The sequence below is a fragment of the Candidatus Methylomirabilis sp. genome (assembly GCA_036000645.1).
Lineage (GTDB): Bacteria > Methylomirabilota > Methylomirabilia > Methylomirabilales > JACPAU01 > JACPAU01.
On sequence record DASYVA010000056.1, the window covers coordinates 1 to 8,186 of the forward strand.

An 8,186-nucleotide genomic window follows, 5' to 3' on the forward strand; every position below is an offset into this window, starting at 1 on the left:
AACGTGGACCGGATCGAGATCGTCCGCGGCCCGCAGAGCACGCTCTACGGATCCGCGGCAATGGGTGGTGTGGTCAATATCATCACGCGGACCGGAACTGGCGTGCCGACGTACCGCGTACGGCTCGAAGGCGGGAACCACTCGACCTTCCGGGAGACGTTCTCGAGCGCTGGGGGGGGGACCGAGTGGGACTATGCGGTCGCAGGCTCTCGGCTGGACAGCGAGGGGGAACTCGACCACGACGACTACGAGAGCACGACGCTCTCAGGGCGGATTGGCCTGAAGCCGACACCGACGACCCGCCTGGAGTTCTTTTCCCGCTTCCTCGACACGGATAAGAACCTCCCCCCCGTGGCCGGCCGGAGCTTCGACCCCGACCAGAACTCCAAGCGGGAGTTCACGCAGGCGGGGGCTACATTCACTCACGCGCTCACGCCGGCATGGGACTACAAGGTGATCCTGGCGAGGGTCATCGAGGAGACCCGGTTCACGGACCCGCCCTCTGTCTTCGTCACCGAAACCGATGTGGATGACCTGGAGTTCGTGACCTCCTTTCGCCCCGTCCGCTCCCTAATCCTGACCGCGGGCGGGCAGTGGAAACAGGAGGGGGCCGATAGTGGGGACCTGCAGGCCACCGTCACGAACAAGGCCGGGTACCTGCAAGCGCAGCTGACTCTCCTCGATCGATTGACGCTCCTTGGATCGGCCCGCCTGGATGATCACAGCAGGTTCGGAAACCACGGGACAGGTCAGGTCTCCGCCGTCTACCAGCTGGCAGCGACCGGGACGGCCTTTAGGGGCGGCTATGGCACCGCCTTCCGGGCCCCCAGCCTGAGCGACCTGTTCTTTCCGGGGTTCAGCAACCCCGACCTCCAACCCGAACGCAGCCGCACCTGGGAGGTTGGCACCGAGCAGAGGCTCTTCGGAAGTCTGGTCACCCTCAGTGCGACGTACTTCCATACCCGGTTCACCGACCTGATTGTGCTTGATCCGTTCTTCATCCCCCAGAATATCGGGAGCGCCCGGTCGAAGGGGGTCGAAGCGGCCATCGAGATTCGGCCGGTCGAGGGGCTGAGCCTGAAGGGCAGCTACACCTTCATGGAGCCGATCGACCGGACTACCAGGCAGCCTCTCCTCCGGCGCCCGAAGCACCTCGGCAGCGTAGCGGCGATCTACCAGTTCGGTCGGCGCTACAGCCTCGCCGCCACGGCGCTATTCGTCGGCGAGCGGCCCGACGTACAGCCCGGGACTTTTCCCGTCGTTACCGTCCTGAACAGTGGATATGCCAAGGTGGACCTGGCCGCCAGCGCCGTCCTGGCCGAAGCGCTGGGGCCACTCCACAGCCTCCGCCTGACGGCGAAGATCGAGAACCTCCTCGACAAGGAATACGAGGACGTCCTGGGATTCCCGGCGTTCGGCCTGACCTATCTGGTGGGTCTAGAGGCTAACTTCTGATGAGGTGAGATGGAATCAGAAGCGGTGGGTCGAGAAGGGTCAGGAAGTCTCCGCGGTCCGCTAGCGGCTTCCCTGCTGCTGCATGTGGCGCTCCTCGGGCTGATCGCCCTGGGACTTCCGCGGACCGGGCCGGAGCCGGTGGCCGCGCTCGAAGTGCGTCTGGTCTCGCTCGAGACCGAGGACCCAGGCGGCTTGGGTGGGGGAGAGAGCACGGCGCAGTATTCTCCGACCGGAGCCGGCGCGGGGTCGCCGCCCGCGCCGGCCGGTGCCGCGCCGGTGGCCCGCCCTCAGGCTCCGCCGCCGGCGCAACCCCTCGCTCCGCAGCCCCTGGCTCGGTCGGCACCCCACGAGCCCCTGTCTGTCGAGGGGATGAAGGAAAAGGTAGCTGAACCCTCTCTTCCGAGTCCGGTGCGGCTCGAGGCTGCCGACGGTCCGCTGGTCCCCGAGGAGGTCATTCCCCGGCACGCGCCCGCGGTAATTGAGAACACGGCCCCCGCGGCGCCCGTCGGGTCTGTGCCCGAAGGCGGCTCGGGCGGCGAGGGAAGAGGGGGAGCCGACGGCACCGCGGGAGCCTTCGGCGGGCCGAAGGGAGAGGGACCAGGGCTTGGGGGTCCAGTGGGTGGCCGCGAAGGGGGCGCGGCGGGCGCGGGAGGACCGGGAGGCGGCGGGGCCTTTGCCGTGATCCTCAGGCGGATCGAGGCGGCGAAGCAGTACCCGGAGCAGGCGCGCCGCTTCGGGCACCGGGGGACCGTGGCGGTCCGGTTCCGGATCGGCCCCGATGGTCGCGTGGCGGCCGCGGAGGTGGCTGTCTCCTCCGGGTCCCCGCTTCTGGATGCGGCCTCCCTCGAGACGGTCCGGCGGGCGGCACCCCTCCCCCCCCTCCCGGGTTGGCTCCGGGTCCGCATCTCCTATGGCCTCGCGGATGCCCGCCCATGACCCCTGCGCGCCCGCAGCGGGTGACACTGCTCACACGACGACCCGCTTGCCATCTTCGGCCCAATCGGTGTCCAGGCCCTGGAGGCGCTGCAGCATGTCGTCACTCATGTGGGTCAGGATGAGCCTCCGGCATCCGAGCCGGCTCCGCTTCTCCGTGAGGGTGCGATAGTCCAGGTGGTACTTGATCTTCTTCTCGAAGACGTAGGCTTCGCAGATGAAGATGTCCGCGCCCCGCGCCGCCTCTACCAGCGTCTCCGTCCACTCCGTATCCCCGGAGTAGGCGATCACCCTCCCCCCACACGCGACCCGCAACGCGAACGACGGCGCCCCGCTCGGGTGGACGACGCCGTAGGGCGTTACCGCAATCGGCCCGAGGACGGTCTCCCTCCCCTCGGCCAGCTCGGTGAACTCCACGGCAAACTTCCGCTGGACGGAAGAGGAGCCGGGGAAAAGGACCTCCATGGCGTCCCGGACCCTCCCCTCAACTCCCGGCGGCCCGGCTACTACCAGCGGCCGCGTGCGGCGGCTGAACTGCGCGTCCAAGACGAGGAACGGGACGCCCCCGAAGTGATCGCCATGGAGGTGGGAGAGCAGGATGGTGTCCAGGAGGGAGGGGTCCACCCCGAACCGCCTCATGGCGATGAGGGAGGAGGCGCCGCAATCGATGAGGAACTGGGTCGCCTCAGCCCGCACCGCAAAGCAAGTCTGAAACCGGCCGCCGCTCCCGAACGCGTCCCCGGTTCCCAGGAAGAGGACCTCGACCTCACTCATGCGAACCCTCCTCTCGGCTCCCGAGAGGGCAGCCTTGACCCTTGCCCGGACCTGGCATCGGTGCTAGGCTTTCGCCGGCATGACGACTGTGCCCATTCCCATCCTGGAGTTCTCGGACTACCTCTGACCCTGGTGCTACCCTGCAGCGGTTCGGCTGCAGCGGCTCGCCGCGAAGCACCGGGGGAGGGTCCGCCTCACGCGGCGCGCCTTTTGCCTCCGGCCGCACCCCGACCCCACCGTCCGCTTCAAGGGGACCTACCGCGAGGCCGCCTGGCAGCGGGCCTCCGCCTCCGCCGCCGACGTGGGGATCACCTTCCGGATGTGGAGTCGGGAGGATTTCCCCACCACGAGCCTCCCGGCCCAGGAGGCGGCGAAGGCCGCCGCCCGCCTCGGCAACGACGCCTTCGAGACCGCCCACCTGGCCCTCTTCCGGGCCTTCTTCGAGGAAGGGGTGAACATCGGCAATCGGGAGGAGATCGTCGAAGTCATCCGCAGGGCCGGCCTGCCCCTCACGCGCTTCGTGGTCGAGTACGAGGCCCCGGGCCTCCGGGAGGCGGTCCTGGCCGAGTACTTCGACGCCGTCCACACGCACGGGATCTCAGCCATTCCGACCGTCATCATCGGGCCGGAGGCCCCCATCGTGGGAGCGGTTCCCCTGGCCGAGTACGAGCGGGTCCTGGGCAAGCACCTGCCCGCATGAGCGCCCCCCCGCCCCCGTTCAGTCGCCGGCGGCATCAGAGGAGCGGGATCCCGCCCGCATGAAGATCCCCGACGAACGCCCCCATCTGGAAGAGGTCCGGGAGTTCTACGCCGAGATCTCCTACGAGTACGACGGGCGGAAGGAAGCCTACTTTGTCAACCTGTTCCAGCTCTTCGCCCGCTGCCTGCGCGAGATCTTCCAGGAGAGGCGCTTCGGGGGTCCCTTCGACACGGTCCTGGATGCCGGGTGCGGCACCGGCAGCCAGGTGCTCTACGCCGCCAACTTCTGCCGCCGCGTCATCGGGGTGGACCTCACCCCCGAGGCGCTCCAGGTCACGGCCCGAAAGGTGCAGGCCCGGCGCCTCAGGAACGTGCGGCTGCTCGTGGGGGACGTCACCCACCTGAGCCTCCGGGACGAGAGCTGCGATTGCGTTCTTTCCCTCGGGGACGTGATCGGCCACATCCCCAACTACGAGGGGATGCTGGCCGAGGTGGCCCGGGTCTCCAAGCCCGGCGCGCTCTTCTGCTTCGAGTGCGAGAACAAGTGGTACCCGGGCCTCCTCTGGGACCGGAAGGAGCGGCGCGCGGCCCTCAAGGATCGGCGGAAGGGGCACCCCAGGGTCTGGGAGTTCCAGGGGAAGGCGCTGATCTTCAACTCCTTCGGGCGTGCCGAGATCATCGAGCTGCTGGCGAAGCACGGCTTCCAGATCCTGGACATCTACGGGTTCGACTTCTTCACCTACCTCTTCCCCATCCCCGAGAAGTACCAGTTCTCCGACCGCGACGGATGGCGGGAGAAGACGGTCCACGCCCTCGGGAAGGTGGACCTCGCCCTCACCCGGCACTTCCCCGTCAACCGGTTCGGCTACAGCGAGGTGATCTTCGCCCGGAAGGTCCTCTGACGTCGGCTACTCGCGGGCCGCGAGGAGGATGCCGGAGGCGATGACGGCTCCTCCCGCGAGAAAAGCTCCTCCGAGCCGCTCCCCCAGGAGGAGCCAGGCGAGGACCCCTCCGACCACGGGCTGGGCGAAGAAGAAGACCGCCACCACCCCGGCCGGGAGGGCTTCCAGTCCCTTGTACCAGAGATACCAGGCAAGGGCGGTGGAGGCCAGGCCGAGGTAGAGGATGGCGAAGAGGCCGCCGGCGGAGGGGAGGGGGACCGGCCGGCGGCTCACCTCCCAAAGGAGGATCGGGAGGAAAAACGGGAGGCTCCAGAGGCACGCGTAGGTCATGGCAGGCAGGGCCCCATACCGGGCGACCAGGGGTTTCCCGAGCACCGTGACGAGCGCCCACGCCGCGGCCGCCGCGAGCAGCAGGAGGCTCCCCCAGATCGTCCCCCCCGCGAACAGCTCTTCCAGTCCCGTCTGCCCCGCCACCACCACGACCACCCCGGCAAAGGCCAGGATCGTCCCCCCTACCGTCCGCAGCGACGGCACCTCCCGCAGGAGCAGCCAGGCCAGGAGGACCACGAAGGCCGGCGTGGTCGTCGTGAGGAGCGCCCCCTCCGCCGCCGTGGCCAGGTCGGTCCCCACGAACTGGGTCACGATGGTGCCGCAGACAACTCCCCCCAGGCGGATGAAGCGGCCCCGGTCGTCTGCGGCGTAACCCAGCCGCCCGGCCCTCCAGATGAGCAACCAGCAGGCGAGGCCGCCGAGGGCCATCCGCGCGAGCCCCAGGGCGACGGGCGGCAGCTCGGCGAAGGACCACTTGCTCACGACGTACATGCCGCCCCAGATGGCGGCGGCGAGCAGGGGGAAGAGGGTGTGGACCCTGAAGGCGCGGGGAGCGGCGAGGGCAGGCGCGACGGGGGCAGGGGAGATCATGGCCGCCCATCATAAGGACGGCCCCCGGCCTTTGCAACGGGGATCTCCCCGCAGCGGAGTCGGGCGGGGGATCGGCAGCGGTCGTCTGGGGCGGAGGCTTCGTGCCCCCGGGGGCCGGTTCGAGCCCCCGGGGGCGGGGGACCCACTTACTCCGCGCGGACCTGTTGCTCGATCTCCTGGGCCTCGTCGTCAGAGAGGCCCAGACTTGTCTTCTGCTGGTCCAGGGCCTGCCGATCCTGCTCGCTGATGCTCTTGTCCTGCTGCATCGCGATCTTGACCGCATCCCGGTAGGCCTGCTTGGCTTCCTCCGGCGCGGCCAGGGCGGGGGCGGCGGTCAGGAAAGCGGCAAGGAAAAATGGGAGGACGACACGGGTCAGACATCCGCGTACGGTCATGACACACCTCCCGGACCAGCCCGGGATTCGGATGGAACTCTCCCCCTCCCGGGCGATCCCGTAGATACAGGGAATTCGTTGGTCAGGAGCGGGTCGTTCGCTAGGCGGCGTGTGGCGGCTCGTCGTCCCGGCAGGAGGAAGGGGCGACTTGGAGCGGAAACAGCAGCGTTGGGATTTGCGGGCGCGAAAGGCGCTTCAGGGTCAGGGCCGAGTAGACCTGAAGGCTGTCCGTGAGGGCGGCTCTCCCGCCCAACCTCCCGGTAACCGCCCAAGGGGCGTGCAGGCGCCGCCCTTCATCGTCGGCTGCCTGCAAGGGATCCGGCAGAGGCGCTCCGATATCGGAGCGGCCCTTCCGAGTGAGCTGCTCTGCGCCACCGGAAGCGTCAAACTCATCCTGGACATCCGCGAAGAGCGCGAGTGGATGCCCGGCGAGGAACCAGAGGAGCAGAAGGACCGACGCGATAGAGCGGCCATCCTGGGAACTGGGTCGGCTTCGGCGCAGATGTATGCCCATCGCGCCTGATACGATAGTCCCTCCCCCTCACCCTGGCAAGGAACGATTTCCGCCCCTCAACGGGGGGGCAAGGGATAGGGGCGCTTGAGGGACCAGGCTTCCTTCGCGGAGCCCGCGATCTGCTGCGGCTGCCGGCCTCCAAGCAGGTCCTTCAGGACCGCCAGGTAGTTCTCCACGGGGACCGCCCCGGGCAGCGCCCAGGCGTCGTCGAAGACCACGGTGGGCGTGCTCTCGATGCCCCGAGCCCTGGCCGCCTCCGTCTCGGCAAGGACGGCGGGGTCGCACTCGCCGGAGTCGAGATCCCGCTCGAATCGGCCCAAATCCAACGCGAGATCCTGCGCGAGGTCCAGCAGGACCTCCCGGTCGGCCACGTTGCGGCACTGGATCAGGTGCGCCTCCTGGGCATGCTCGAAATAGGTCTCGCGGGCCAGCGCCCCCCCCTGTCGCTCCGCTGCCTTCACGCCGGCCAGGATCGGCAGGGAGGCGGGGTACGGGAAGGGGCGGCTGGCCATCAGGGCAGCGTTGATCCGCTCCCCGCCCGGCTCCCGGGCCGCGGCCGCCCAGTGCGTCAGGATCTCCGCCTTGGCGCGGGCCGGGCTCCCGAAGCGCTGGATGTAGTCCTGCGGGCTCGGGGCAAGCGCGAAGAGCCGCCCCTCCAGCCGGATCCGGTCCCCCGCCTGCTGCTTTACCCGCTTCAGCCGACCGGCTGCGAGGAGGCACCAGCATCAGAGGACATCGTGGTACACCGCGAGCGCGATCGGCATCAGCCTCTCCGCCGCCTCTGCGCCCCGCGCGGAGTCGCGTTGCTGCTCCGGTGATGCTTGGGTGCGGTCAGGGGGAGATCGCTGCCCCGCGCCGTGCGGCCCGACGGGCAGGGAGCACCGGGAGGAACAGTACCCTCATCCGGTGCCGAGCAGGCCGCCCGCGATGCGGGCGCATGCGCTCGGCACCCGCCAGGTCTGCCTGGGGAGTCCCCGAGGTGGCCCGAGAGACCTCCCGGAGGTTCCGGGAGGGGGCTGGGGGTGGCGGTATTCTACCACGGAACGGCGGCGGTTCAAGACCCTCGGCCTCTACCACCGCATCCGGACGCGGTAGGTGACGGTCGTCTTCCCCTCTTTCGGCACCTGGACTACGAACTGGAGGGTGTGGGCTTCCACCTTCTCGTAGGGGTGGCTGCTCCGGAGCACCTCCCAGTCCCCGGGGACAGGCTCGAGGATCGTCACCTGGGCGTCTTCTTTCTTGTGGTTGCGGAGCTGGATCTGCCATTCGGTCTCGTACACGCCCCAGGCGATCTTCCGCCAGTCCCGCTGGGTGCGTTCCCCGACGACGTCGAAGGCCTCCCCCATCTTGATCTTCACCTTCTCGTCCTTCGGCGTGTGGTCGATGGTATCCTCGCCGATGAACTGCAGGCTCTGGTCCGCCGCAGCCTTGTACACGCGGACGATGCCCTTGGGGAGGGGGATGCCCAGCCGGTGCTGCTCCTTGTTGGCGATCTCCAGGAAGACGCTCACCTTCTGGTTCGAGATGGGCGTGCCCCATTGGCTGCGGTAATACTGGGCGGCGCCGTAGAACCACAGTTCCTTCTTGATGGGG

General features: G+C 68.8%; 7 protein-coding genes and 2 pseudogenes. 4 read left to right on the top strand and 5 right to left on the bottom strand.

Annotation, left to right across the window (positions count from 1 at the left end; genetic code table 11):
• Both VGT06_03260 and VGT06_03265 read left to right on the top strand, forming a co-directional pair.
• On the top strand, nucleotides 1–1,455 hold a 1,455-nt coding region (locus tag VGT06_03260), incomplete at its 5' end, for a TonB-dependent receptor (GenBank protein ID HEV8662151.1).
• 678 nt (nucleotides 1,456–2,133) lie between these two features.
• The gene (locus VGT06_03265; protein ID HEV8662152.1) at nucleotides 2,134–2,391 is read left to right on the top strand and encodes an energy transducer TonB; all 258 of its coding nucleotides are present in this window, start codon (nucleotides 2,134–2,136) and stop codon (nucleotides 2,389–2,391) included.
• A 30-nt stretch (nucleotides 2,392–2,421) separates the two neighbouring features.
• On the opposite strand, the gene VGT06_03270 is transcribed toward VGT06_03265, so the two are convergent.
• Nucleotides 2,422–3,162, bottom strand: a complete 741-nt coding sequence (locus tag VGT06_03270) for an MBL fold metallo-hydrolase (protein HEV8662153.1) — start codon at nucleotides 3,160–3,162, stop codon at nucleotides 2,422–2,424.
• A gap of 139 nt (nucleotides 3,163–3,301) precedes the next feature.
• Here VGT06_03270 and VGT06_03275 point away from each other — a divergent pair.
• Nucleotides 3,302–3,862, top strand: a pseudogene (locus VGT06_03275) (DsbA family protein).
• A gap of 58 nt (nucleotides 3,863–3,920) precedes the next feature.
• On the top strand, nucleotides 3,921–4,763 hold the full coding sequence (locus VGT06_03280; protein ID HEV8662154.1) for a methyltransferase domain-containing protein: 843 nt from the start codon (nucleotides 3,921–3,923) through the stop codon (nucleotides 4,761–4,763).
• A 6-nt stretch (nucleotides 4,764–4,769) separates the two neighbouring features.
• On the opposite strand, the gene VGT06_03285 is transcribed toward VGT06_03280, so the two are convergent.
• From VGT06_03285 to VGT06_03300, 4 genes and pseudogenes are all read right to left on the bottom strand, one after another.
• Nucleotides 4,770–5,684, bottom strand: a complete 915-nt coding sequence (locus VGT06_03285) for a DMT family transporter (GenBank protein ID HEV8662155.1) — start codon at nucleotides 5,682–5,684, stop codon at nucleotides 4,770–4,772.
• 146 nt (nucleotides 5,685–5,830) lie between these two features.
• Nucleotides 5,831–6,079, bottom strand: coding sequence for a hypothetical protein (locus tag VGT06_03290; protein HEV8662156.1), 249 nt, complete (start codon nucleotides 6,077–6,079; stop codon nucleotides 5,831–5,833).
• A 570-nt stretch (nucleotides 6,080–6,649) separates the two neighbouring features.
• Nucleotides 6,650–7,303: pseudogene (locus tag VGT06_03295) on the bottom strand (DsbA family protein).
• A gap of 360 nt (nucleotides 7,304–7,663) precedes the next feature.
• Nucleotides 7,664–8,186, bottom strand: a 523-nt coding sequence (locus VGT06_03300; protein ID HEV8662157.1) for a DUF4139 domain-containing protein, incomplete at its 5' end; no start/stop codon positions are given.

Excerpts from the sequence above, each read along its gene's own strand:
- VGT06_03290 (HEV8662156.1), bottom strand. The coding sequence starts at position 6,079 with ATGACCGTACGCGGATGTCTGACCCGTGTCGTCCTCCCATTTTTCCTT.
- VGT06_03285 (HEV8662155.1), bottom strand. The coding sequence starts at position 5,684 with ATGATCTCCCCTGCCCCCGTCGCGCCTGCCCTCGCCGCTCCCCGCGCC.
- VGT06_03270 (HEV8662153.1), bottom strand. The coding sequence starts at position 3,162 with ATGAGTGAGGTCGAGGTCCTCTTCCTGGGAACCGGGGACGCGTTCGGG.
- VGT06_03280 (HEV8662154.1), top strand. The coding sequence starts at position 3,921 with ATGAAGATCCCCGACGAACGCCCCCATCTGGAAGAGGTCCGGGAGTTC.